Origin of the sequence: Viridibacillus arenosi (assembly GCF_001955655.1) — a bacterium.
Taxonomy (GTDB): domain Bacteria; phylum Bacillota; class Bacilli; order Bacillales_A; family Planococcaceae; genus Viridibacillus; species Viridibacillus arenosi.
The window spans coordinates 251,592-274,919 of sequence record NZ_MSPW01000004.1; the positions used below are offsets into that span (position 1 = coordinate 251,592).

The 23,328-nt window shown below is 36.2% G+C and carries 18 protein-coding genes and 1 pseudogene; 12 read left to right on the forward strand and 7 right to left on the reverse strand.

The genetic code is table 11. The features are described 5' to 3' along the window. Positions 1-78: 78 nt before the first annotated feature. Complete coding sequence (locus tag BK137_RS10000; protein ID WP_038180336.1) at positions 79-2,094, reverse strand: sensor domain-containing protein; 2,016 nt, start codon at positions 2,092-2,094, stop codon at positions 79-81. A gap of 202 nt (positions 2,095-2,296) precedes the next feature. On the opposite strand from BK137_RS10000, the gene BK137_RS10005 reads away from it, so the two are divergent. The 3 genes from BK137_RS10005 (at position 2,297) to BK137_RS10015 (ending at position 7,051) form a co-directional block, all read left to right on the forward strand. Beyond that, positions 2,297-3,214: a DMT family transporter gene (locus BK137_RS10005; protein WP_038180334.1), complete on the forward strand. Its 918-nt coding sequence runs from the start codon at positions 2,297-2,299 to the stop codon at positions 3,212-3,214. Positions 3,215-3,501: 287 nt separating this feature from the next. Beyond that, positions 3,502-5,235 carry an ABC transporter ATP-binding protein gene (locus BK137_RS10010; RefSeq protein WP_038180331.1) on the forward strand — a complete coding sequence of 578 codons (1,734 nt, stop codon included), beginning with the start codon at positions 3,502-3,504 and terminating at the stop codon, positions 5,233-5,235. Continuing rightward, positions 5,228-7,051: an ABC transporter ATP-binding protein gene (locus tag BK137_RS10015; RefSeq protein ID WP_038180330.1), complete on the forward strand. Its 1,824-nt coding sequence runs from the start codon at positions 5,228-5,230 to the stop codon at positions 7,049-7,051. Before BK137_RS10010 ends, BK137_RS10015 begins: the two co-directional genes overlap by 8 nt. Positions 7,052-7,109: 58 nt before the next feature. Here the strand turns inward: BK137_RS10015 and BK137_RS10020 are convergent, their stop codons facing one another. Next, complete coding sequence (locus BK137_RS10020; RefSeq protein WP_038180314.1) at positions 7,110-8,177, reverse strand: acyltransferase family protein; 1,068 nt, start codon at positions 8,175-8,177, stop codon at positions 7,110-7,112. A 114-nt stretch (positions 8,178-8,291) separates the two neighbouring features. Between BK137_RS10020 and BK137_RS10025 the strand changes: the two genes are divergently transcribed. The 3 genes from BK137_RS10025 (at position 8,292) to BK137_RS22275 (ending at position 10,208) form a co-directional block, all read left to right on the forward strand. Then, a complete protein-coding gene (locus BK137_RS10025; RefSeq protein WP_038180313.1) occupies positions 8,292-9,155 on the forward strand; it encodes a GNAT family N-acetyltransferase in 864 nt (287 codons plus the stop codon). Between the two features lie 36 nt (positions 9,156-9,191). After that, a complete protein-coding gene (locus tag BK137_RS10030) occupies positions 9,192-9,800 on the forward strand; it encodes a GDSL-type esterase/lipase family protein (RefSeq protein WP_038180311.1) in 609 nt (202 codons plus the stop codon). Positions 9,801-10,070: 270 nt separating this feature from the next. Then, on the forward strand, positions 10,071-10,208 hold the full coding sequence (locus tag BK137_RS22275; RefSeq protein ID WP_155981159.1) for a hypothetical protein: 138 nt from the start codon (positions 10,071-10,073) through the stop codon (positions 10,206-10,208). 54 nt (positions 10,209-10,262) lie between these two features. Here the strand turns inward: BK137_RS22275 and helD are convergent, their stop codons facing one another. After that, on the reverse strand, positions 10,263-12,494 hold the full coding sequence (gene helD, locus BK137_RS10035; protein ID WP_038180308.1) for an RNA polymerase recycling motor HelD: 2,232 nt from the start codon (positions 12,492-12,494) through the stop codon (positions 10,263-10,265). A gap of 174 nt (positions 12,495-12,668) precedes the next feature. Here helD and BK137_RS10040 point away from each other — a divergent pair, with 174 nt between their 5' ends. Then, complete coding sequence (locus BK137_RS10040) at positions 12,669-13,388, forward strand: glycerophosphodiester phosphodiesterase (protein WP_038180305.1); 720 nt, start codon at positions 12,669-12,671, stop codon at positions 13,386-13,388. A gap of 273 nt (positions 13,389-13,661) precedes the next feature. Here BK137_RS10040 and BK137_RS10045 read toward each other — a convergent pair whose 3' ends face one another. Then, positions 13,662-14,684: a DUF2804 domain-containing protein gene (locus BK137_RS10045; RefSeq protein WP_038180301.1), complete on the reverse strand. Its 1,023-nt coding sequence runs from the start codon at positions 14,682-14,684 to the stop codon at positions 13,662-13,664. A gap of 306 nt (positions 14,685-14,990) precedes the next feature. Between BK137_RS10045 and BK137_RS10050 the strand changes: the two are divergent. After that, positions 14,991-15,482 (forward strand): annotated as a pseudogene (locus tag BK137_RS10050) (amidase domain-containing protein); the annotation flags it as partial. A gap of 86 nt (positions 15,483-15,568) precedes the next feature. Here BK137_RS10050 and BK137_RS10055 read toward each other — a convergent pair. After that, positions 15,569-16,153, reverse strand: a complete 585-nt coding sequence (locus BK137_RS10055) for a glycerol-3-phosphate acyltransferase (protein WP_038180298.1) — start codon at positions 16,151-16,153, stop codon at positions 15,569-15,571. Positions 16,154-16,249: 96 nt separating this feature from the next. Between BK137_RS10055 and BK137_RS10060 the strand changes: the two genes are divergently transcribed. Together BK137_RS10060 and BK137_RS10065 are read left to right on the forward strand one after the other, a co-directional pair. Beyond that, positions 16,250-18,070, forward strand: a complete 1,821-nt coding sequence (locus BK137_RS10060; RefSeq protein WP_038180297.1) for a sensor domain-containing diguanylate cyclase — start codon at positions 16,250-16,252, stop codon at positions 18,068-18,070. 137 nt (positions 18,071-18,207) lie between these two features. Next, positions 18,208-18,780, forward strand: a complete 573-nt coding sequence (locus tag BK137_RS10065; RefSeq protein WP_038180295.1) for a nitroreductase family protein — start codon at positions 18,208-18,210, stop codon at positions 18,778-18,780. Positions 18,781-19,081: 301 nt separating this feature from the next. On the opposite strand, the gene BK137_RS10070 is transcribed toward BK137_RS10065, so the two are convergent. Further along, positions 19,082-20,464, reverse strand: coding sequence for a dipeptidase (locus tag BK137_RS10070; protein WP_038180292.1), 1,383 nt, complete (start codon positions 20,462-20,464; stop codon positions 19,082-19,084). A gap of 161 nt (positions 20,465-20,625) precedes the next feature. On the opposite strand from BK137_RS10070, the gene BK137_RS10075 reads away from it, so the two are divergent. Both BK137_RS10075 and BK137_RS10080 read left to right on the forward strand, forming a co-directional pair. After that, positions 20,626-21,879, forward strand: a complete 1,254-nt coding sequence (locus BK137_RS10075; protein WP_038180291.1) for a hemolysin family protein — start codon at positions 20,626-20,628, stop codon at positions 21,877-21,879. A gap of 229 nt (positions 21,880-22,108) precedes the next feature. Beyond that, the gene (locus tag BK137_RS10080; protein WP_038180288.1) at positions 22,109-22,681 is read left to right on the forward strand and encodes an RNA polymerase sigma factor; all 573 of its coding nucleotides are present in this window, start codon (positions 22,109-22,111) and stop codon (positions 22,679-22,681) included. Positions 22,682-22,884: 203 nt separating this feature from the next. Here BK137_RS10080 and BK137_RS10085 read toward each other — a convergent pair whose 3' ends face one another. Beyond that, positions 22,885-23,313, reverse strand: coding sequence for a MarR family winged helix-turn-helix transcriptional regulator (locus BK137_RS10085; RefSeq protein ID WP_038180287.1), 429 nt, complete (start codon positions 23,311-23,313; stop codon positions 22,885-22,887). Positions 23,314-23,328 lie beyond the last annotated feature (15 nt).

A 23,328-nucleotide genomic window follows, 5' to 3' on the forward strand; every position in this document is an offset into this window, starting at 1 on the left:
AGATAAATGGCCATCGCTAATTTGAGCGATGGCCATCTTTTATTTACGAACTGTATTTATTGAAATAAATATAAGAAATTATTTTAAAAGGTTTTCAACCTCTTTAGGTGTAATAGGATGGCTAATATGATAGCCTTGTGCTGCATCACAGCCAAATGATGTAAGTAATTCGAGTTGCTCTGCTGTTTCAACCCCCTCAGCTAAAACACGCATATTGATAGATTTTCCAAATTGGATCATACCTTGTATTAATTTTTGCGCTTTCTTCTGATATTGAAGTGTTGAAATAAATGTTTGGTCAATTTTAATTTCAGCTAATGGTAAGAGTTGCATGAATCGGAAAGATGCATATCCTGTACCAAAGTCATCAAGGACGAAGACAATACCGTCAGCTTCTAATTGCTTCATCTGTTGAATTATAGAAGTTTCGGCTTCAGCTTCTAAAGCAAATTTTTCTGTAATTTCAATTTGCAATAGTTTAGCAGGACAATTTGTTTTCTCTAATACTTTTCTAATATGTTGTACCATGTTTTTATCACGGAATTCTCGTACAGATGAGTTAATACTTACTTTTAAATCTAAGCCTTTTTTGTGCCAAGCTACTGCTTGTAAACAAGCTTGTTCAAGCATAAAAGCGCCAATATCATTAATCAAACCAGTTTCTTCGGCGATTGGGATTAAGACATCTGGTGTAACGATACCAATTTCCTCGTCTTCCCAACGTACGAGGGCTTCTACACCAGTAATATTACCTGTCTCTAAATTTAACTGGGGTTGATAGAGTACTTTTAAGTTCTTTTTATCCAGAGCAATTAGTAGGCGCTTTTCAATAATGGCCTTTGTACTAAGTGCTTTATGATCAGCTTTTGTTAAACTAATAATATTGCCCCCACCATCAGAACGCACTTTAGAAATTGCTGCATGTGAAGCTTTCACTAAATGTGAGAATGATGACTGATCTTCAGGGTATTTTGTAATACCTCCGCTAATTGAAAGTGGTAGTGCACGATTGTTTACATAAATAGGGTGTTGTTTTAGATAGGCAAGGAAACCTTGGATAAACCATTCACCAAGTGGAGTTAATACGACAAATTCATCTATACCGACTCGAGCCATTGTGCTATCTTGGAAATATATCTTCATACGGTTTGTGAATTCCTGTAAAAGGACGATTTCTGTTTGTTCATCATAAATTTCCTTCAAAGAGTAAAATTTATCAATGCTTAGGTAAACAAATGTAAAGTGATTCTTTTCTTGAATCATGTCAGTGACAATTTGTTCTAAACGATAGCGATTCATTAAACCAGTTTCTTGATCGATATAAGCGATTTTTTCTAAGCGGTTTTGTAGCAATTTTTTTTCTGTAATATCATTTTCGAGCAGTATAAAGTAGGAAGGGTTTTTGCATGTCACGAAAATCGGGATAGCCGTTAAATCGACCCAATAGGATAAACCGTCTTTCGACATTTTTTCAACTTCGCCCTTCCAAGCCTTGCCGTTTTTAAGGGATGTCCAAATGTTATTTGCATCAGCAGTTCCGTCATCTGTTTGAGGGAACATTTGCCAAAATGTTTTGCCTATAATTCGTTTTGGTGTCCATTTGCTCCGTTTTAAGAAATTGTTGTTTGCGAAATTGATTAAACCTTCTTGATCCATCGTTAACATCATAAAGGAGGATTCCAATCCTGATTTCAAGCTAATTAATTCTTGATAAGGTGATGGGTCTTTTTGAATCTCATCTGTCATTTCAAAATGGAAAAATACATAACGCTCGTTTTCGATAGTAAATGCTTTTGCTAAAGCAGACGAAAAGATAGCTTCTTTATTTTTTGCTATGAATGCCATTTTATCGAAATGGAAAGGTTCAGGAGAACGTAAAAGCTTTGTCCATCCTTCTTTATGTAGGCCTGATTTCTCTGCTTCAATGAAGGGGGTAAATTTACCAAGGACTTCATCCGCAGAATAGCCGAAAGTTTTTTCGGCTTGGCGATTCCATGCTGCTACGATTCCTTCATGATTAACAATCATCATTGGAAATGGCATTTGGTTCAAAACTGAATTGGCTGTACTAAAAATTGTTTGAGTTTCATTCATGCATGCGACGACTCCTTGAAATTACTATATCTATCATTATAGTGAAAAGATTGTCATCCGTCATTAGTAATAGGTAATGTATATAAAAGAAATTCAGAATTATATATTAATATTAGTGATATATAAAGGATAAAATGGGTAGAAATATGCAAAAAAATATTCAAAATACAGTAAAATATAATTACTATTGAGGGGTTTGGTAATGAATCATCAGTCACATAGATTAAGAGGGATAATTCTGATTATTTCTGGAGCGATGCTTTGGGGTGCTACTGGGCCGCTTATGGAGTGGGTATTATCTAATAGTGAGTTAACTGTACCGTTTATGCTAACAGTCCGCCTCGTTTTGGCAGGTATAATACTATTGTCCTTTTTATTGATAACTAAAAAAGATGTAACAAGTATTTGGAGATATCCTGTTTGGTGGAGGAAATTAGTCATATTTGGCGTTTTAGGAATGCTTGGAGTGCAATATTCATTCGTAGCAGCTATTGATGCTAGTAATGCAGTTGTAGCCACATTACTACAATTTTTGGCACCTATTTTCATTATTATTTTTGTTTCAATCTCATATCGCAAATGGCCACCAAAATACCAAGTATTAGGTATTCTAGGGACGCTTGTTGGTTTGTTTTTATTACTCACGAATGCTTCCTTTGAGACATTGCTCGTAAGTTCTGAAGCTCTTTTATGGGGAGTTGTGGTTGGGTTAACATTTGCTTTTTATACTTTATATCCTGCAGCTATTATGAAGGAATGGGGTGTACTTATTGTAGTAGGATGGGGAATGCTAATCGGTGGTATTGTACTAGGTGTAATTTCGCGAGTCTGGAGTTCAGATGAATGGAGCCTATTGTTAGACCCGAAAATTGCATTAATGCTAACTGCTATTATTTTCTTTGGAACAGCTGCCTTTGTATTGTTTTTAAGTAGTATGAAATATATAACAGCTGTAGAAACAAGTGTGTTGTCGAGTATGGAACCATTAACAGCTATGATCATTTCTGTTATTTGGTTAGGAAGAACACTAGCAATATGGCAAATTGTAGGAATCGTAATTATGCTTGTTTGTGTGACATGGCTTTCCATTGAAGGGGATAAGCAACAAGCAGATGAATAAATTTGGATAAAAAATAAATACCACTGTGTTTTTAAAGAGGTTTTTTATTAGATACTAAATTAGTGTGAAAAATTGTATTATCTATTTCGAAGCTCATTACTTATAAATTGCCTCTTTCACTTTTGGAGTGAAGGGGTTTTTTTTAGATATTTATGAGTAAAAAAAATTTATCATATTATCATTCAAAATATTTCGAGTTTTTATAGCACAAGTTATGTCTATTTTGTGGCATAATAAGGAATAATTAAATAAATTTCGAGAGACGAAATGAATGTGGGGGTTATACCATGAAGACAATGTTTTCATACATAAAACCATACAAATGGTTCGCTGTTATTGCTATTTCGCTCATGCTTGTAGAGCTTGCTGTTGAATTAATGCAACCATTAATTATCAAGAAAATTATTGATGATGGAATCGTTTTACAAGATTCTGCAACTGTTTGGTTATGGGGTAGCATAATGATGTTGATAGCTTTCCTTGGCTTTATTGCAGGTATTACGAATTCATTTTTTTCAGCACATGCATCACAAAGCTTTGCCTTTGATTTGCGAAATGCATTGTTTAAAAAAGTACAATCATTTACAATGACGACGTTTTTGAGGTTTCCAACGGCTGGACTTATTACGCGCTTAACAAGTGATGTATCTCAAGTACAACAGGTCTTATTTATGAGTCTAAGAGTCATGCTACGTACGCCTCTTGTTGTGATTGGTAGTTTAATAATGGCGTTTTATGTGAAGCCATCATTAGCCGTATATCTTGTAATAGGTGCACCGTTTTTAGCTATTTTCTTATTATTAATGGTTCGGAAAGGTATTACATATTTCTCATCCGTTCAAAAGCGTGTTGACCGAGTCAATCGTGTTATTCAAGAGAATTTACAAGCGATGCGTTTAGTAAAAGCCTATTTGCGTGGTATGTACGAAGCGAGTAGGTTTGAAAAAGTAGCGAATGCTTTGAAGGTAGATACCTCTAAAGCATTACGAACGATGGAGTATATTCAGCCCATATTGCTGTTTGTTATGAACGTTAGCTTGCTTGTGGTTCTTTGGTTTGGAGCGGGAAAAATTGAGCAAGGAGAAACACAGATCGGTGAGCTTGTAGCGATAGTCAACTATGCATTACGTATGACAGGGGCATTTTCAATGTTTTCATTTATTATCGTATTTATTTCACGAGCGAAAGCATCAGCGGATCGCATGGAGGAAGTATTGTTAATTGAAGAAGGCTTAGAAGATGATGAGATGGATAAAGGATTACTGGAAGTTCGACAACGTGGGACTCTACGTTTTGACAACGTTTCTTTTAAATATCCACAGACAGATGATTTCGTGTTGCGTAATATCTCTTTTAAATGTGAGCAAGGTGAAAAGTTAGCTATTATGGGTGCGACTGGCTCAGGTAAATCGACATTGCTACAGCTATTACCTCGTTTTTACGATACGACGTCTGGGGATATCTTTGTGGATGGAGAGAATGTGAAAAACTGGTCTTTAGAAAAGTTGCGTGAAGAGATTGGTTATGTACCACAGCGGGCATTGTTATTCACAGGTTCTATCCACGATAACGTAACATGGGGCAATACAGCTGCTTCAATTGAACAAGTGCAAGAGGCAACAATACAGGCACAAATCCATGATTCAATTCAGCATTTTCCAAATGACTACGAAACTAGAGTTGGTCAAAAGGGAGTAAACTTATCAGGTGGTCAAAAACAACGATTATCAATTGCTAGGGCATTAATACGTAAACCAGAATTTTTGATTTTAGATGATAGTACGAGTGCACTAGATGTCAAAACAGAATCGGCATTATGGAGTGCTCTAGAGGGTGAAGATGCAACAATGCTAGTGGTGACACAGAAAATTCGCACAGCAAAAGGAGCAGACCGAATTTTGCTTCTAGAAGACGGATTAGTTTCAGCATTTGGTACTCATGAAGAATTGATGGAAAGTTCTATATTATATCGGAAAATTGCGACTTCACAACAAGAGCAGGGGGTGGATGATAATGCTTAAAGCAATTCGAGAACCTTTTGGCTATAAAAATATTTTGACGAAAGAAGATATACAAAAGAAGCGCAATAAAAAGGTGGATCGTGCAACAAATTGGGGTTCAACGCTAGGACATATTTGGCGTATTGTGGATGAACAACGTGCGCTATTAATTATTGTTCTATTCATGGTAGTAGCGAGCTCGGTATTCTCATTACTAGGTCCTTATTTGATTGGGAAAATTATTGATAACCACATTATGAAGGCTCAGTTTGCAGGTTTGTCTAAGCTAATATTTGGTTTGATAGCCATTTATATAGGTTTGTCATTATCATTGTTTCTCCAAAACTATTGGATGATTGGTATTGCACAACAAACGATTTATCGCATGCGTACAGGTCTATTCACTAAGCTGCAGAAGTTACCAATTTCCTTTTTTGATAAGCGCCAACATGGCGAGTTAATGAGTCGTATGACAAATGATATTGAGAATGTTAGTTCGACCTTGAATAGTACATTTATTCAAGTATTTTCAAGTGTTTTAACATTAGTTGGGACATTAGTTGTTATGTTGTCAATGAGTCCATTATTAACACTTTTGACGATGATCATTATTCCAGTAATGTTCGTAGCTACAAGATGGATTACACGCCGTACTGGCAAATTATTTAAAGAACAGCAGCGTGCATTAGGGGCATTAAATGGGATGATTGAGGAGTCGATTTCAGGACAACGAATTGTTAAGGCTTTTTCTCAAGAGCCGCGTATGATTGAAGAGTTTGCAGAGAAAAGCACTAAGTTACGACAAATTGGCTTTTGGTCTAACGTATACTCAGGTGGCATTCCAAAGGTCATGAACCTATTAAATAATGCAAGCTTTGCCATTGTTGCGGGAGTCGGTGGTTTATTAGCGTTGAAGGGTCAAGTTACAATTGGGACGATTGTGATATTTTCAGAATATGCGCGTCAGTTTACACGTCCTCTAAACGATTTGGCGAATCAGTTTAATAATGTTTTGTCTGCAATTGCAGGAGCAGAACGCGTTTTTGGGATTATGAACGAAGAGGAAGAGAAGGATTTAGCCTCAGATAAAGTAATCCATCAACTACAAGGTGATGTAAAGTTCAACAACGTCTCTTTCAAATATGAACAAACAGATGCAACGCATACGATAAAAAATGTTAGTTTTCACGTAGAGGCAGGACAAACAGCTGCTTTAGTCGGTGCTACGGGGGCTGGTAAAACAACTATTTTACAGTTACTCGCACGTTACTATGAAGTAAATAATGGTGAAATTACTATTGACGATACACCTATTCAAGCAATATCACGTCAAAATTTGCGCAGTCAAATGGCATTTGTTTTACAAGATCCGTTTTTATTTGAAGAAACAGTTAGAGAAAATATTCGATATGGTCAATTAAATGCAACAGATGAAGAAGTGGAGGAAGCCGCACGTAAGGCTAATGCTCATGATTTCATTATGAAATTGAAGAATGGTTACGATACATTTCTGACTGCTGATGGTGCTGAAATAAGCCAAGGTCAAAAGCAGTTATTGTCTATAGCAAGAGCGCTTGTTGCAGACCCTGTAATCCTATTGTTAGATGAGGCAACGAGTAGCATTGATACTGTAACAGAGTTGAAAATTCAAGAAGCTCTAGAACGTTTAATGAAAGGGCGCACAAGCTTTGTAATTGCTCATCGATTGAATACAGTACGCCAAGCTGACATCGTCTTTGTCATGCAACAAGGCGAGCTTGTTGAAGCAGGTACCCAGCAAGAGTTAACTGAAAAACAAGGGATTTATTATAAAATGTTAGAAGAATCAAATGCATAACTGTTTGGTAGATAGAAAAGGCATTCATCCATTTCAAATGGACGAATGCCTTTTTTGTTTATGTGGTAAATAGCTTGCCCTTAAAAAGAAGTGGGCGTTTTGCACGAATATCTCCGATAAAGAATAATCCGTAAGGGATGAATTTCTTTATAACTAAAGAGCCTATAATAGATACTCCCAGACATAGAACAGTATATCCAACGAGATCGTAGTCAAAGAAATTATTCATCTGTTTATCTACCGAAATATGCATATACATGATAGTGATTGACTGCATTTCGATAAAATTCAACGATTTCAATGGTGTGAAGCGCGTAATAAATTGGAATATACCGAAAATGGTAATGATAAAGATGAAAGGGATGATAAGGTCCAATAAGGCGTGATTGTAACGAATAAACTTCAAGCTTAAATGATAGTCAAATTGATCTATCCAAGCTAGACGCATTACCAAGAGAGAACTAACTGTACAAACTGTCCATAAGGGCAAACGTATGTGTAAGAACAAATCCTTTGCATAATAGCCAATGGCGAAGTAGACCAAAGTTATGAGCGTAACATCTAAATTCCATAGTATAGGAATTGTTTGTGCAGCTTCAGCTGAAGAGCCGCCAATAATATCTATTACATAGTAACTTTGGATATGCGCGATAATATAGCAAATTGCAAGTACAAGAAATTGATAGAATCGGTTTAAATATTTTGTTAGTAATAAGAATAATAAGTAAGTAAAGAATAAGACTGTTGTAAACCAAAATACACCGTAAGATCCGCGTGCATAACGTCCACCAATAATGAGCGTACTTAAATCCTCCATATACCATGAAATATCGGTATTTCCATAAGCGAATGCCAATATATAACGAATGCATGTAATAACCAATAGGAAAAAGAAATAGGGAACCATCAATTGCATAAATCGTTTTTTAACAGCTTTACGAATAGGCTCGTCCTTTGATAACGGTTTGAAAAATAATCCACTCAGTACAAAGAAAGCGGGCATGTGGAACCAATAAATATATTGTAAAAGAGGGTAATCCAAGTCGCCAGGAAAATGACCTATTACTACTAATATCATTAAAAATCCCTTTGTCACATCAACCCAAGTTAAGCGTTGTTTTGTCATTGTAAAACCTCCATCTCGATATTCTATACCCCTAAAAAGCCAAATGATAGTCGCTTAATTTAATAATTTGTTATCATTTAGATGACAAAACAATTACAACAAGGTGGTTTCAATTTGAATATTTTTATAATGAAAGCAACATATCCTATTGATGGTGAAACTTATCAAGAAGTTTTACAATTATTGAGAAAAGCTGAACTTGAAGATAAACTAAATTACAAAGTGGTGATGAACGAAAGTAGCTGGTGCAACCCAGAGGCATATGGCTTTCTAGTGCTGGCTTATGATGATGACAAGGACGAACTTGTTGGTGTAGCTAGTGCAGTTGATACGATGGGGTTCAATACTTTTGAATGGTCCGCAGTTGTAGCTCCTATGTATCGTGGGATGGGAATTGGTAAGCTACTAGTTGGGAGCATTGCAACTGGATTTAATGAACGTAATACTGTTGGAGAATTAGCTCTTACATTAAACGGTGACGAAGGTCGTAAATTCATCGAAGAGCAAGGCTATGAATATAGTTTTTCAGAAGCAACACTACAGGCAGCTGCTGAATATACAGACGTTCTTAGAGACTTAACAATTCGCTTATATAATGGAGAACGCGATGCACTTGTTCCTATTTTTGGATCTGCATTTGATGATACTCCAGAAGATACAGATCATCTAATCTCTACGAATACGACAACAGAGGGACGCGTGTTATGGGTTGCGGAAAAAGCGGGTGTAGTTGTTGGTACTGTGACTTCAGTTGAAGAGAATGATGTCCAGTGGGTAACTGCTTTAGCAGTACATCCTGATTTCCAACGTCAAGGAATAGGAGCTGCACTTTTAGCATGGGTCAAAAATGTTGCTTCTAAAAAAGGGCAATCGACAGTATTACTTGATGTTGAGATTGAAAATGAACAAGCGCTATCTGTTTATGAAAGAGCTGGATTTTCGAAAATACAGCAAGTAGATTATTTTGCGAAAAAATAATCACTAGAAAAGAAAAGAGCAGAAGGGGATTATTAGATGAAAATCATATGTTTTGGAGATAGTATTACAGCACGAAAAGAAAACTATCCAAAACCAGTGTTAACATCCATGCTAAAGTTGAAAATGAAACAGCATCAATTTATTAATGCTGGAGTATCTGGTAATACAACGGAGCAAGCTAGAGTTCGTTTTCAGAAAGATGTACTTTCAAAAAATCCTGATGTTGTAACAGTATTATTTGGTGGAAACGATTCTGCAAAGCATAAATTAATACCGATAGGCACGTTTAAATCTAATATTCGCTACTTTGTTCAGCAAATTGGAGCTGATCGAACTATTCTTATTACATCTCCGCCAGTCGATGAAGCATTACAACCAAATCGTAAAAATCAAAGGCTAAAGAAATACGGCCAAGCAGTCAAAGATGTCGCGGAAGAAACAGGATGTCATGTCATTGATTTTTTTGACATTCTCTACAGTAGGGCAAACTACAAGGAGCTTTTGGTCGGTATAAAAAACGATGGGTTACACTTCGGAGAAGCTGGTTACGAAATGTTATCAGACGCGATAATAGTAGAATTAAATAAAATGGAAGATGTGAGTAAAGTGGGTTTTTTCAAAAGAATTTGGAGCATCTTTAAATAATCCGAAGAATACCAAGCAAATAATAAATTGCTTGGTATTTTTAATTTACTAAATCATTTTAAGAGGTGTTTAAAATCATAAGTCATTTAAGGATAGTTGTAGTGCGATAATAATCTGGATATCATAAATCATTTATTTTATAAAATTCAAAATAAAAATTTGAAATCAATAATAATTTTTACTAAAAATATACATATTTAGTCGATAATATTCATAAACTAATGGTAATGTTAAAGGAATACAAAAACCATCGCAAAGGGGAGATCTACAATGAGATTACCTGCACTAGGAAAAGTCGATGAAAAAAACGAAAAGCAATTAGTAAAAGAGAAAAAGGGCATCCGCCGAAAGATAATGAATATATTCTCTAAAAAACAAAATTATTATCCTCTCTCTGCGAGGAAATAAAAAGAGGCTTCCAATTGTCGGCTTGCAAACGACTTTTGGAATGCCTCTTTATTTTTATTCTGCTAATAAAAACGCATTGCGTGAAGAGCCTACTAAATGTAGCTCATGCATGGCACGGGTGACAGCTACATATAAAAGCTTTCGATCAAGTGCTGTATCACGGAAAGGCTTTTCGATGGCTGTTACAATAACTGCATCGAATTCAAGCCCCTTTGCTAAATGACTTGGTATGACGAGAAGTGCACCCTGATCAATCTCGGATGATTCAGATAAAGTCTGTGCCATTACACCAGCATTTTGTAATACTTTCGTATAGTCCATTGCTTCATCAGAGGTTTTACAAATGAGTGCGATGGAGCGGTGCCCTTTTGCTCTAATTTGTTGATGAATATCTTCAATCGCTGTGGGGTCAATTATTCCCATCTCATGGAAGGTTGGTTCATCTCCATGACGGACAACTGGCTCTACAAGTGGTAAATCTTCGCCCATTTTCGATAAGATTTCATTTGCAACAGCCATAATTTCTATTGTAGTACGATAGCTTTTTTGTAAAGTTTTATAAGTAGCGCGAGGGAATAACTCGCGTACGGGCGTCCAGTCCGTTAAGGAGCGGTAACTATGTATACCTTGGGCCAAGTCGCCTACCATAGTGAACATATCAGTTTCTAGACCTTCTTTTAAAGCAGCTAACTGGAATAAGCTATAATCTTGCACCTCATCGATGAAAACAACGCGCATTTTCCATTCTTCGTTGACCCCTTTGATTTTGGCATGCAAATAGAAGATTGCAGCCAAATCTTCTAAGGCCCAAGTTTCTTTTATATGAGCGTTGAAAAATTGCGCATGCTCTTCTTCAGACCATTTGGGAGATAACTCTCTTTGTAAATCATAATTCGTCAAAAACTCACGATATAAGGATTTGATTTTATGCTTCTTAAAACGCTTCATATAACTTGAACAGGTAGATTTAGCCATCTTTTCAACAGCTGGAATTCGAACATCACGTTCATCAATCCATTTTGTAACTGTTTGTTTACGCTTAGCTGCATCTTGAATACCGAACAATGCCTTATCCAACATTTCATCATATCTTTTATTTAAAGAAAGTAGTATTTGCTTTTTCTTTTGTCGTACATAATTTTGTAGCACAGCTTTAATTCGTTCAATTCGCTTTTCAATGGGCATATAGGCAAAATCTTTTAAGAAGAGTTTTCTTAAATGAGAGCCTGTTAAAATGCGATATTTTTCGATATAAACGTCTTCGAATTGATCAGCTATTTGGGATTCAATCCTTTTTAAATAGCGATCCATAACATCTCGGTATTCTAATGAACCTTTCATTTTGGTCAGCCAAAGCACTGTTTCATCGGTAGTGTCTTCGCTCACGAGTTTTTCAAGCTGTTCATTTGGATTTTGGATTTTCAGCTTAATATCAGTTGCGTGTTGCACATAATCTGAGTAAGTTGTTTGGCAAATTTGATCAACACCAAGCTCAGGTAATACGTCGCCAATATAGTCTATGAATAGCTGATTAGGTGCTAAAATCATCAGTTCTTTTGCGTTGAAATGCTCGCCCATTGTATAAAGGAAATAAGAGATTCTATGGAGTGCAATAGTTGTCTTTCCTGAACCAGCTGCACCTTGTACGAGTATCGGTTGTTTTAAGTGAGCACGTATAACATCGTTTTGTTCAGCTTGAATCGTTGAGACGATTTCAGTAAGTCGTACATCAGCTTTACCTGCCAGTGCATCTTGTAATAGCTCATCATTTGTTGTCAGGTCAATATCTTGGACGTCTAATAGTTTGCCTTCTTCAATTTTATATTGCCGTTTTGAAAAGAGGTGCCCATTGTATTCTTCGTCATGTACTTTATAAGTAAGATCTCCAAGTCGTCCGTCGTAGTATACGTTAGCGACAGGAGAGCGCCAGTCAACTATGATGGGTTCTTGTGTTTCACGGTCAAATAGAGAGGTCTTACCAATATATAGTTTTTCCGCTGGTTCGCCTTCTTTTTGAAAATGTATACGTGCAAAATAAGGTTTTTGTTGAACTGCTTCAAGGCCTTCTTTTTGATCACGTGCCATTTCAAAAAAACGAGCATTCGTTAAAATATTGAGGTAGCTTAAACTTGAATCTAGGTATTCTAAATCAGCCATCGATTTTCGAATACTGTCCTGTGCTGATTGAACGTCACGTTTGGATTCTTCTAAGAGTTTTCGCATATAATGTTTTGTGTAAGCCAGGCGCTGAGCTTCTTGTTCAAAATCGGGATGCTTCTGTGTCATTTACAGTCCTCCAATTTGGCAATTTTGCGTCCTGTTGAAGATGTTGGGGTTTTGATAGCAATGATAAATATTACTACATGAATTCAGAGAGTACAAGTAAAAGTTTTCAATTGTCTGGAAAATCTAGAAAGTGTAGCATATAGTTAACGAATAAACCTTTGGAGGAAATAATAAATGAAAATATTTGCACATCGTGGGGCTTCAGGTGATTTCCCTGAAAATACACTTTGTTCTTTTCGTGAAGCCGCAAGATTACCTATTTACGGTATTGAATTAGATGTCCAACGTACAAAAGATGGTGTTCTCGTTATCAACCATGATGAACGTATCAATCGTACTTCAAACGGAGAAGGCTATATCCGTGATATGACGTTTGAAGAATTACGTTCATATGATTTTGGGTCATGGAAAGGTGAACAATTTGCAGGCGAGAAAATCCCAACTCTGCAAGAGGTATTAGAGCTTTTCAAAGCGACTCATCATATGATTAATATTGAATTGAAAACGGATGTCTTTTCATATCAGGGGATAGAAGATGAAGTAATAGCTTTGCTAGTAGAAAATGACATGTTAGACAGAGTTGTTTTTTCATCATTTGATCATGAAATGGTGGAGCGAGTATTAAAAAAAGCACCGCAAAATGAAGTAGGGGCATTATTCATGAAGATATTAGTAAATCTACATGAGTACGGTGTAATGATAGGTACGGATGCACTGCATGTTTCATTAGTAGCGGCTAAACGAGAAGCCGTTAAAACGGCGATTGAACGAGGAAATATAGTGCGCGTCTATACTGTGAATACAATAGAAGATTATGATTTGATGAAAAAGCTTGGAGTCGAAGCTGTGTTTACAGATTATCCGGAGAAACTCTATATGCATGGGAATAAATAAAGGATTGGTGCTCGCTATTGGGAAGGAATCAGTGCTAGTCGAGAAGAGATAATCGCTACTGGGAAGGGAATTATCGATACTCAGAGCGAGATTAGCGCTACTCGAGAAGAAAGTATCACTACTCAGGGGAGAAGTATCACTACTGGAGAATAGATTATCACTACTCAAGGAGACCATAGCTACTCAAAAAAACTAATCTTACTCAACGAACGCATTTTTAACAACTGCCAAGATAAAAGGACAGCCTCTCAATCAAATCAGAGGCTGTCCTTTTTACCATTTAGCTAAATGTTCTTCGGCGGTGCCGAGTAGTTGTTGGATAGGTAGGTAACAACCGCTGTCTAATCGGACGCGGCCGTTGAAATAGCCTACCATTTGATGTACTTCGGATTTGATAACTTTGGCGTTTGTAGTAGCGATACGTTCAAAGAAAGGTGTGAATGTAAGTTGAACATCATCCGTGAATTTAGATTTAATATGCCAAGGTTGCATAAAATCTTTTGTATTGTATTCGAAAATAACATCTTCATGGATTTTAGTCATCTTGCCATCTAGAAATATTGCATTTTCCGTCATGCCGGTACCATCTGTCCATTGTCCACCTAAGTTTAGACCGATTCGGTGTCCTCTACATCTTTGGGAAGCCATAGCCCAGTTCCAAGTTGCTTCACGTGGCCAAACGCCACGACCATAGTCAAGCACTGCGTAGCACTCTTCTTCTTGAAAATTATAACGTTTTTCTCCTATTTTAACGTAACCGTTAGTTGGTAATGAATGATGTTTTCCAGTAAATTGGAAGGTTTGACGATTCCAAGGGATGACGACATTGAGAGAGTCGTCGTTTACAGGGTGTTTGATTGTTAAGTCAGCATGCAGTAAATCGCCATCAAAATCAGGGATAGTGACAGTCATTTGTGTTTCATTTTGCGCATATAGCAGTTGGATTTTCATATCATCGTGATTGAAACTTATAGTTTCTAATACGCTTGTAGGCATTTTAACTTTATTGCCCAAGGGAATAGTGATTGTTTTTTCAAAGTAACGTTGAGTTTCGTAATCTAAGAAGTAGACGAAACAAACAGCAGCATAATCTAAATGGCTAATTGTAGCAGAGAACATAATTTCATCTCCGAAAACACACCAATAATTCCATTTCTTTTTACGCATGAAATGGCCTTTCAAATTACTATTGATAATTGGTTTTCGAGCGAATCCTATGGCAGCGGGATTTAGATTACCCTTCTTGTCACATAATAATGTCGACTCAACAATTTCTTTTTCTGCGTGCTGTGTCAATTTCGAACACCCTTTCAAACGTAAAGTAGGAGAAACAAATTAGTTGTTTTTATTGTACCAAATTTTTGACTTATATTGGGCAATTCAAATAAGGAATATTGAAATTGTTGTATAAATGTAAAGACACTGACAAATATCATGGAAATGTAATAACATGAGTAATAGTTTGAGGTTCTTTATAAATAGATAAATTTCGTTAAAAAGACTTTTAATGACAAAATAACTACTTTATAAAAATCCTTTACAATAATAGAAATATTCAATCAGGGCAATACATATACATGAGTAAGGAGGTGTGATGGAGCAGTTTACAATCGACAAGCAGCTGTCGCTTACGCCGATAAATGGTGGGACAGCTACAATCCAGCATTTCCGCGATTTGATGTGGATTGTACGAATTATATATCGCAATGTCTTTTTGCAGGAGGCGCACCAATGTGGGGAGCGCCAAACCGATCGGGGGGATGGTGGCTAAAAGGAGGTAATTGGAGTTTTAGTTGGAGTACACCGCATTCATTGCGTTGGTATTTAGAAACTTCAAAGAAGGGACTGAGGGGAAAGCGAGTTGCATCTGCCTATGACTTAGAACTAGGAGATGTTATTTTTTACGATTTCCAAGATAACGGAAGAATAGATCATTCTGTCATCGTTACAAGTTTTCAAGATGGTGAACCTCTTGTGAATGCCCACACATCCAATAGCTTTCATCGACCATGGGAATATTTAGACTCAACTGCTTATACGCCGAATATGAAATACTACTTTTTTCACATAGAAGATGTTATATTACCAATATAATAAAGTACCCGACCTATTCAATGGATAATAGGTCGGGTTTGCTGTGTTTTCAAAAAAAGTAGGCTATTATAATATTGGTTTTTTCATTATTTTTTTGATTTCCAAGCTTTTTCTTGATAGGACTCGATAATGTCGAAGCGATGTTTGTAAACAATGATTAAAATAATAAGAATGATTGGCCACGCAACTGGTAAACATCCGCTGTAAATAATTGATCCTATATAACATACATAACCAAAAAGCATACTTAGTGTTGCGCTTTTCAGGAAAGGAATTGGAATTAAAAAACCAACGACAAAAGCTAAAAATAATAACGGATTAAAAGCAAGTGTAACTCCGACAAAGGTTGCAATACCTTTACCACCTTTGCCTTTTAACCAAAAAGGAAATAAATGGCCGATAATGACAAGGGCACCAGCAACTGCGATTGAAAATTCCGTTTCGTTCAGCAAGTAGCCGAGTAGAACAATGAGTAATCCTTTGCTACCATCACCAATTGAAGTTAGGAAAAATGCGGATTTACCAATAACTGCTCCAGCATTTCTAGCGCCTAAATTCCCGCTGCGATGCTCACGTAAATCGATATTTCGCCATTTACCAACCCACCATGCAGTCATGAATGTACCGACGAAGTAACTTACTAGCCAATAACAAATCGTCAAATAAGACATACAAAATCCTCCAGACTCTTTTTTACAGTATGTAGGAAAAACAACTATGAAAACAACCCTTTTTTAATCGATTATCAAATATTTGGAGGAGTACAATTGAGAAAGATCAGTGCATTAATACTATTTGTATTCATCCTCAGTGGCTGTACATTAGTCGATTATGAAACTAATTCCCAAATCAAATACGGCTTATTAGTAATCAATCAAACAGATATAGCAGAGAGTTCTATCATTCCATTACGAGGTGAATGGTTATTTTTTACTCATGAACTACTATCTAATAGAGAGATAGAGAAGAGGATTATAACATCTAATGTTGATAAAGAATATTTGCCAAGAACTTGGAATGACTCTTTAAGGAATATAACAGACTATGCAACATTTGCTCTCTATTTGAAAATTCCTAAAGAGCAAATTGGTCATACATTTGCGCTTTCTACTCGTTTCCAATCAAGCGCCTATACCTTGCTTGTTGATGGAATGCCCATTTCAACGAGTGGTTCTGTTGGTACTTCTAAAGATACATCAGCTCCTTCAATGACACCTAAAATTGGCTATTTCGTTCCTAACTCTGATAAGATTTTAGTCGTTTTGCAAGTGTCTAATTTTGAAGACAACGTTGGTGGGCCAAGTGAAGAGATTTTATTTGGACGAGCAAATGCTATAGTCAATTATCATTCAGATCGGCAAGCAGCTCTGTTATTTATGAATGGCAGTATAATTATTATAGGGATATACCATATAATTATTTTTTTATATAGGAAAACTGAACGACCTTTCCTTTATTTTGGCTTGTTGAGTCTATTCATAGCGGTGCGCTCACTTTTCGTAGGGCCAATGCTTTTGCAAATGCAGTTCTCACATTTGTCTTGGTTTTTACTAAAGCGAATAGAGCACACATTAATTTACGGATCAGTCTTAGTATATATAGGTTTTATTTCTCGACTATTCCCTAGAGAAGCTGGTAAGAAGATAGTTTATATAGTAATAGCAATAATTATGCCTCTATTATTGCTAACGTGGGTAACACCACCGAGCTTTTTTAAATCTCTTTTCTTTGACATTTTTCCTCTTGCTTTTATACTTATGATTTTCATAACGATTATATTAGTAAAGGCTTTTGTTAACAAAAGACCTACTGCTCTAATGAACTTAATAGCGAATTTATTGTTTTTTATAACGGTGGTGAACGATTATTTGTTTGCAAAGGGTTTAATAGATACACTCATGCTTTCAATTTACGGATTTTTCTTCTACGTCATTTTGCAAGCATTCAATTTAAGTCGCAATTACGCAAAAAATTTCCATGAATCTGAATTACTTAGCAAGGAATTAATGACGTTAAATACATCACTTGACAAAAAGATTCATGAAAGAACATATGAATTACAGTTGAAAAATGAGCGATTGAAGCAACTGACAGAATTAGATGGCTTAACAGGCATTAATAATCGACGCTATTTTGAAGATCGACTACCAATCTGTTTCCGAAAAAGTTACAAAGACAAGTGGCCTCTAACAATACTCATGATTGATATTGATGAATTCAAAAAATATAACGATACATATGGTCATCTAAAAGGTGACGATCTTATTTGTCATACTGTGAATATAATGAAGGATATCGTAGCTGACCGAGGCGTAATTTCTCGTTATGGTGGAGAAGAATTCGCAATCGTTATTCGAGATATGGGCGAGGGTGAGGCAAGGATACTTGCTGAGAAAATACGCAGTTCAGTTGAAAATGCTAAATTTGAACATAAAGGTAGAAGTGATATACAATTTGCAACTATTAGCATTGGTGGCACTACGACATTTATGCATTCATTTGAATCAGTAAGTGATTTTATCGAAGCAGCTGATCAAGCACTTTATCAGTCAAAAAATAGCGGCCGCAATCAAACAAACTTTTTATAATAAAAATGATAAGGATTACTTTCGTCATTTTTTGTTTTTTTTTAGGAATATGGTATGGTGGATAGTGATGCATACATAACTCGTATGATGAAACTTACTGCCAAATTGTAAAAATTTGCAGAGTAGGAGTGATGGAAATGAAGGAACAATCATTAACAGTAATAGAAGCAATTAAACAACGCCGTTCCATTAAAATGTTCAATGGTCAGCCGATTGATCGTGAAGATTTAATGTCGATAATTGACGATGCAGTATGGGCACCTAATCACGGTAACCGTCAACCTTGGCGATTAGTAGTGGCATGCGGTCCTGAATTAGAACCATTAAAAGACCTTATTCGTGAATTTGCTGTACCAAATTGGAAAGAACTTTCAGAAGATGAGCTTCAAAGCAAGATGAGTAAATTCTCATTACCAGGTGCATATGCATTTGTAGTCATTCCAGAAGATGCTCGACAAAAAGAACGTTTAGAAGACTTCGCCGCAGCAAGTAGCTTTATACAAAATATGCAGCTGCTTGCTTGGGATAAAGGAATCGGTGCATGCTGGAAAACTCCTGCTTGGCTAGATAATCCAAAATTCCGTGAACCAATGGGTGTAAAATCAGGTGAACGCATTATCGGCATGTTACAATTCGGCTACTATGATCTTGTACCAAAAGAAAAACCACGTAAATCAGCAAGTGAAATTGTAACGATTTTTGGTGAATAGAAATATACACTAACCATAGTACTTCTATGGTATTAGAAATCCTGCATGCGTTAACCAAACGTATGCGGGATTTCTTTGATTTTGAGGGGAGGGGATGATAAAGAGAGCTTGAGTGAAGTAAAAGAGTAGGCGAGTAGGATAAATGGAAGCCTAAGTAGCAAAAGAAAAGATGAGTAGGTTAAATGCGGCCTCAAGCAATGCAAAAAAAGGAGTTCGAGTAATATGAATAAAGTACTAAATCTCTGATTAAATTAATTTTGCAAATAAAAAACGCTCCTTTTTTAAAAGGAGCGTATTTTATTTATAGGGCATCCTTATCAACTGCTGCTACTTCGTAGTAGTAGTCGCTGATAACACGGAGTCCTTTGTCGTAGTTTTCTAGATGGAAGTGTTCGTTTGGTGCATGGAAGTTTTCACTTGAAAGTCCGAAGCCCATTAAGATTACTGGAGTTCCTAGAATTTCATCAAATGCTGCGACGATAGGAATTGAACCACCACCACGAATATATGCTGTTGGAGTGTTATATATTTTTTCGTAAGAACGTCCAGCAGCTTGGATTAGTGGATGGTTCATTGGTGTAATGAATGGTTTACCTTTATCAAAGTCAGTAACTGTAATTTCAACGCCAGTTGGCTTGTGAGCTGCGATATGTGCGCGTAGCTTTTCTACAATTTCTTCAGGATCTTGATTAGGAACAAGGCGACAAGTTATTTTTGCACCAGCTTCAGCAGGTAAAACTGTTTTAATACCTTCGCCAGAGAAACCACCGAATACGCCGTTTACTTCAAGTGTTGGGCGCGCCCATGTATGTTCAAGGTAAGTGTAACCCTTTTCACCGAATAACTCTTTCACACCAATTTCCTCTTTGATACCTTCCTCGTCAAAGTTTAAAGCGCGAAATGCTGAACGTTCTTCGTCAGTAAGAGGAACAACGTTATCATAAAAGCCATCCACTGTGATAGTGCCGTGCTCATTATGGAAGGATGTTAAAATATCAGCTAAAGCATGTATTGGATTTTGTACACCACCACCATAAAGTCCTGAATGAAGGTCACCTTTCGCTCCACGAATATCTATTTGTACGCCTGTTAAACCACGTAAAGCATAGCAAACAGCAGGTTTCCCAGGTGCATAAAGACCTGTATCTGAAATTAAAACTAAATCTGCAGCTAGATAGTCTTTATGTTCCTCAACGAATGCCGGTAAGTTTTTACTACCGATTTCTTCTTCACCTTCGATTAAAAATTTCACGTTAACGGGTAGCTCACCTTTTAGTTGCATTAAAGCTTCAATGACTTTAATATGCATGAACACTTGACCTTTATCGTCACTTGAACCACGTGCATATAAAATATTGTCACGAATCTCAGGCTTAAACGGTTCGCTATCCCATAAGTTTAAAGGATCAACAGGTTGTACATCATAGTGACCATATACTAAAATGGTTGGTTTGCCTTCAGCGTGTAACCAATCTGCAGTAACAGCGGGATGGCCCCCAGTTTCATTAATTGTGATGTTTTCTAATCCGACTTTTTTCATAGCATCGCCTAAAAAAGCAGCGGCAGTTTTCATGTCTTCTTTATGTTCAGATAAAGAACTGATACTTGGAATAGATAAAAACTGCTTTAATTCTTCCAAATGTTCCTCACGTTTGGTAGTGAAATATTGGTCTATACTATTCATAATTATCCCCCATTTCGAAATATTCGATAATAAAATAAGTATAGCATATCCCTTTAAATAATTTGAAAGGTACACATGAAAAAGAGGTGGATTATCAATAATATGGTATATTGTCTATATGAAAATGTTCTGAATTCGTTTATTAACAGGAGGAAGTTTAGTTGGAGTTTATAGGTTTAATCATATGTTTGGTGGCGTCATTTTTCTTTTCAGGCAGTGAAACAGCTTTAACAGCTATCAATAGGATGAAGGTCCAGTTGCGTGCTGAGCAAGGAGATCGCATGTCTGAAAAATTGTTTTTGCTCATTTCGCATCCGGACCGCATGATTACAACAATTTTAATTGGAAATAATATTGCGAATATACTTTTGCCAACGTTCTTAACCATCATTGCACTTAGACATGGGTGGCCACTTTCGGTAGCTACTACAATTTTGACAGTAATTATCATTATATTCGGAGAAGTACTTCCAAAAACAATCGCTGTAACTTTTGCGGATCGTATTGCTTATATGGTCGCTCCAATCATTGCATTATTAGTGCAAATTTTGCGCCCAATTACTTGGATTATCCAAAGTTTTACCAATATTTTTATCCAAATCATTTCAAATGGAGCAGTGAAAGAAGCAATACTGACGAAAGAAGAACTTCGAACTATGGTGGACATTGCATCAACAGAAGGAACATTTGCTTTTGATGAATCAGAACGCCTTAAAGGTGTTATGGATTTTCCAAATAAAGATGTATCAGATGTTCTCGGTACGCACAGAACAGAGGTTATTGGACTATCTATTCATTCAACGTTTGAAGAGGTGCGCGATACCATTTTGGAATACTCGTTTACCCGTTATCCGGTTTATGATGAAAGTATGGATGATATTGTCGGTATGTTCTATTCAAAGAAATTTATTGAATGGACATTAGATCCTTCGAAAACGCTAGGTGATTTCATAGATCGCGAACCACTTTTTGTAGTTTCGAATATCAATGTAGAAAAAGTATTTAAATTAATGCTGGCTAAGAAAAAGCATTTAGCTATAGTTTTAGATGAATATGGAGGGACGCTTGGGATTATTTCTCATGAAGATATAATAGAAGAAATGATTGGACAAGAAATCGAGGATGAATCGGATGAGGAAGAGGAGTCGCTCATTTATGAAGTGACTGAAACTAAACTTGTTTGTCATGGTCGTCTTGAAATTGTGGAAGCTAATCGCATTTTTGAAGTAAATATTCCACAGCTCCATGATACGTTAGGCGGTTTTGTCCTTGAACAATGCGTACATGTTCCAGAAGAAAATGAATCATTTGATTTTGAGAATCTTCATGTAGTAGTAAATGAAATGGATGATAACCGTATTGCTAAGTTAACTATTACAAAAAAGCCAATCGAATCTGATAAAGAGGAAGAGTAATCGAAAATAAATAAAATCCTATCCAAAATTTTGGGTAGGATTTTTCTTTTGTAATGTAAGCTTTCACTTTAGATAGTTGATATACCAACGTTTTAGAATCTAGATTACATGATTTATATATTAACCTTACATGAATGTAATAAAATTGAAAGAGAATCCGATAGAGTGAAAGGTTTGTTTTTGCGACAATAGGGTTAACAAAGCAAGACGCGAATCGGAGGTAATGAAAATGAAAACAAATACAAATACAAATACAAATACAACACTAGAAACAGTTTATGAGGAATATAATCGTTATATATATCATTTATGTCTAAAACTAACTCGCAATAAAGCAGAGGCAGAGGATTTAATGCAAGAAGTTTGGGTGAAAGTTGTACGTTATGAATCTTATGTAGCAGACGTAGATCACGTCAAAGCTTGGTTAACTACAATTTGTATGAACACTTTCCGCGACCGTTATCGCAAAAATGTTCGTCGTAGTAAATACATGATGAACCAACCTGATACTTTAGACGTTCCTGTACTAGATTTGGTTCCCAATAATGAACTATCTACTGAGGAAGTTATTGAGCAAGATGCAATCGCTCAAATTGTGCAAGATAAAATTGGTAAATTAGATGCTATATATCGCAATACATTAGTATATTTCTATGTAAATCAATACTCACTTGTTGAGATTGCAGAATTAATGAATGTTTCAATCGGTACAGTTAAATCTCGTTTATTCCGTGCGAAACAACGTCTAAAAGAAATGATGATGGCCGATCAATCTTCAGTTGAGGCAATCATGCCTGCTTAATCTATAGTTGTCCGTTAATCAAAAGTCGGGCAATCTATACAGAGATCGCCGCCTTGAAAAACGGTAAATATATAAGAAAATAGCTACCCAAATGTGGGTAGCTATTTTGGTATGGTAGGAAGTATGATATTCCAACTATAGGATTTGGCCAAAATTTTGTTCAAAATAAAACCGCTAACACAATAATTTCATGTTAGCGGTTGTTATGAACCAAATAAGCATTTAGAGAAAATCTTACTGAGCGTATGAATTTCTTCTTCGCTGAGCATGCCAAACATTTTTTCGATAATTTCATTTACATGGCGATGTGCCTTTGATAGGAGTTCTCTACCAGTATCTGTAATTTCAAGTTGTGATGCACGACGATCTGTTTCATTTTGCGTCTTTTTAACAAGGCCAGTTTTTATTAGTTTGCTAGTTAGAACAGTTACTCCACCTGTTGTCACTTGAAGTTTTTCAGCGATAGCTGAAGGACGTTTTGGACCTTCGTTATTTAGAAGATCTAGTATTAAAATATGCGTTTTAGAAAAGCCTAGACTGTTCTGGCTATTCCATTCATTTGCCCATTTGCGCTCTAAAGTAGCAACTACTTCAAATAATGAAGAAATGCTTTCTCTTCTAGCATCATTCATATTACTCATCTCCAA